Raw genomic sequence first — 213 nt, forward strand, 5'->3', positions numbered from 1 at the left:
TAATCAAAGCTACGATAGAGAACGAACAGCTTAGCTAAATGCTCAAGGGTTCAAAGTACTGCGTTTTTGGAACAATGATGTACTTACAACAAGCAGCGTCGGTTATTGAGGCCATCTTGTACACATTAGCCGATTCTTGACATCCCCTCTCCCCAACCCTCTTCCCGCGAAGAACAGTATCTTACTATTCAAATTCCTTGCGCGGGAGAGGGA

General features: G+C 45.1%; 1 protein-coding gene. It reads left to right on the top strand.

Annotated elements, in window-relative coordinates:
- Window positions 1-58 precede the first annotated feature (58 nt).
- Window positions 59-109 carry a hypothetical protein gene (locus Lani_RS20780; protein WP_238585184.1) on the top strand — a complete coding sequence of 17 codons (51 nt, stop codon included), beginning with the start codon at window positions 59-61 and terminating at the stop codon, window positions 107-109.
- The last annotated feature ends 104 nt before the right edge of the window (window positions 110-213 follow it).

It is taken from the genome of Legionella anisa (assembly GCF_001467525.1).
Taxonomy (GTDB): Bacteria; Pseudomonadota; Gammaproteobacteria; order Legionellales; family Legionellaceae; genus Legionella; species Legionella anisa.